3 protein-coding genes and 1 pseudogene are annotated in these 1921 nt (G+C 69.2%); all 4 read right to left on the bottom strand.

Features of this window, described 5'->3' with window-relative positions:
- Positions 1 to 186 (bottom strand): annotated as a pseudogene (locus ABD374_RS31640) (RNA polymerase sigma factor SigF); the annotation flags it as partial.
- 129 nt (positions 187 to 315) lie between these two features.
- On the bottom strand, positions 316 to 720 hold the full coding sequence (locus ABD374_RS31635; RefSeq protein WP_344500078.1) for an ATP-binding protein: 405 nt from the start codon (positions 718 to 720) through the stop codon (positions 316 to 318).
- A gap of 153 nt (positions 721 to 873) precedes the next feature.
- A complete protein-coding gene (locus ABD374_RS31630; RefSeq protein ID WP_344500076.1) occupies positions 874 to 1251 on the bottom strand; it encodes an STAS domain-containing protein in 378 nt (125 codons plus the stop codon).
- 315 nt (positions 1252 to 1566) lie between these two features.
- On the bottom strand, positions 1567 to 1761 hold the full coding sequence (locus ABD374_RS31625) for a hypothetical protein (RefSeq protein ID WP_344500074.1): 195 nt from the start codon (positions 1759 to 1761) through the stop codon (positions 1567 to 1569).
- Positions 1762 to 1921: the final 160 nt, after the last annotated feature.

Here is a 1921-nt window from a genome sequence, read left to right as displayed (position 1 = left end):
GCGCGTGCCCTCCTCCAGGACCTGCAACTGGTCGAAGAACACCTTGGACAGCGCCCGCGCATCCTTGGGGGCCACCTTCCCCGCGTCCTCGATCCAGGGCAGCTCGCCTGCGCCGACAAGCGCGTCGACCTCGGACGACCCTGCGGTCTGCGCCTCGAACGTGTCGGCCTGGCCGATTGCTGTCATGGTCCCTGCCCCTCCCTGAGTGATGCGCTTCCGGGCGGCGTCTTCCCCGCATGCGGAGGTCCAACCCTGTGTTCTGCCCCACGCCTGGCGGTGGAGCCGCGGACCGCACGCTCCGGCAGCCCAGGACGGTCACCAGGGCAGGCGGGTGCGTATCGTCTTTCCCGGGCCGGGGCCGGGCACGGTCTGGATCTCACCGGCCAGCCGGGTGATCATCTGCATGCCCCACCCGCCGGACGCCCCCGTGACATCCGGAGCGCGCGGGCACGGGAGAACGGGACTGGTGTCACTGACCTCGATCAGCACACCTTCGTCGTGCAGGGTCAGCCGCACCGTGCACAGCCCCGGGGCGTGGCGAACGGCGTTGGTGACGAGTTCGCTGACCACGATCAGCACCGCGCCACTGGTCTCCGCACTGGTCGCCTCCCCGCGGACGCGTTCGGCCTCGGCCAGGAAGTCGGTGGCGGTCTCACGCGCCCGGGCGGGCGCGTCGCTGGTGCCGGCCAGGTCGATGCGACGCTGCATGCTCGCGCTCATGAACGTAATTCCCCCCGGAAGCAGGCGGTCGGTAACTCCTGGTACTGGTGATACGACTGCCCTGTATAAGGCCCGATAAGGGCGACCGGTGCGGTTGCGGCGGAATCCGCCCCCGCTGCCCATGCCCGGTCCGGTGAGCCGCGGGGAAGTGGGCTACGTGGGTTCGGCCTGCCGGGCGGCAGCGGCCAGCAAGAGCCGGGCCTGCTCAACGGTGGAGGCGATGGTGAAGATCTCCTCTGCCCCCACCAGCGTCAGCAGGTGCTGAAGGCGCTCCGGGGCCGCGGCCAGGGCCAGAACCCCGCCGACGTCCTGAACGGCCTGACGAGCTGCGAGCAGCGCGTTGAACCCGCGTGAATCACAGAACGAGATGTCCGCGCAGTCCAGCACCACCCGCCGGTAACCGGCCTCAAGCACGTCGCCGACCGTCCGGGCCAGCACCGCTTCGCTCCCCAGGTCCAGCTCACCGGCCAACGCCAGCACCGCGTCCCGTTCCACCACCGCCGGTGTAATCACCAGCCTCTCCACCGGCACCCGCCACTCCTCATCCTCAGGACACCTTTGGGCGGCAACCCGTATGGAACCGCCCCGGGGCTCTGCCCAGACAACGGGTACATCATGCCAGTCATAGCGCAGCGACAAGCTCTGGCCACACCCTTGGGCGGTACAGAACGACAAATGGCGGGGCAATAACCAGCCGGCCGTCAATCGCCACACCCAACTCCTCCCCTCCAGATCGGATCTGCCACCCGGGTTGACCTGCCCGCTCGGCTCCGCACCGGCACCGCGAAACAGCGTCGCCCCAGACGTACCAGGTCTGGACGGTGGCCTGGAAGCGCCGGCCGACGGTCACCGCAGCAGCGTCCAGCCGGAGGCTCGGACCAGCCACCCTTCAGGCGCGCCGACCTCGGTCAGCATTGCGCGATACGCCGTCGGCGCGCCCTGCACGACGTGCGACCGGCCAGAACCGGCGAGGCTGCGGAAGAACTCAAGCGCACCGTCCGGCATGAGGTCTCCCGCCTGGGCACGTATGTGCTGAGGCATGTGTCGCAACTGTGATGCATGCCGTGTCGGCGGGAAGGAGAGTCCCTACTCAAAAGGAGGCTGTTGTGGCTGGTGATCGGATCGGACTGGCTGAGGTGCTGGCAGCGGCGGAGGAGGCCGCGCCGGTGGGCTCCCTCGATGTCGTGGCGCGCAATCTGCG

Source organism: Streptomyces enissocaesilis (genome assembly GCF_039533765.1).
Taxonomy (GTDB): domain Bacteria; phylum Actinomycetota; class Actinomycetes; order Streptomycetales; family Streptomycetaceae; genus Streptomyces; species Streptomyces enissocaesilis.
The sequence above is the reverse complement of the archived record's forward strand: the minus strand, read 5'-3'. Positions and strand labels throughout refer to the sequence as shown.